The following is a 622-nucleotide window of genomic DNA, read 5'->3' as shown; positions in this document are numbered from 1 at the left end:
AACCCCCACCGGCCGGGCAGCCCGGTCCCTGAACGAATACCGGGCCGACGCCCTCACCGACCTCCTCCACCAGGCCCTCCTCCACCCCGCCGGGACCTGCACCAACTGCGACTGCAACTGCACCAACGGTTGCGGCACCAACAACGGAAGCACCGGCGGCAACAGCGACGGCAGCGGCACCGGGAGTGCGGACACCACCGGAATCACCGGCAACGGCACCAACAAGGGAAACACCGGCAAGGGCACAAGCGGCGGGGGTGCCGGGGCGGGGTCCCGGTTCAGGGCACGGGTGCCGGCGAGGATCAACATCCACCTCACCGCGGCCACGGCCACCGGCGCCTCCGAGGACCCCGGCTACCTCGACGGATACGGCCACATCCCCGCCGGGCAGGCCAGGGAACTCGCCGGCGAGTCCGATTCCTGGTACAAATTCCTCACCGACCCCGTCACCGGCACCGTCACCGACATCGGAAGACGAAGCTACCAGCCCCCCGAAGACATGAAACGCCTCGTCCGGGCAAAATCACCCACCTGCACCGGAATCGGCTGCGACCGCGACGCCGCGTCCTGCGAACTCGACCACACCATCCCCTTCCACATGAACCGCTACGGCCCCGACGGG

Annotated in this window: 1 pseudogene; it reads left to right on the top strand. The window is 69.1% G+C overall.

The annotated features are described in order from the left end of the window. Nucleotides 1–622, top strand: a pseudogene (locus LPN03_RS20740) (13E12 repeat family protein); the annotation flags it as partial.

It is taken from the genome of Arthrobacter sp. A2-55, from assembly GCF_025548615.1.
GTDB lineage: Bacteria > Actinomycetota > Actinomycetes > Actinomycetales > Micrococcaceae > Specibacter > Specibacter silviterrae.
This window is presented reverse-complemented; position numbering and strand designations above follow the sequence as displayed.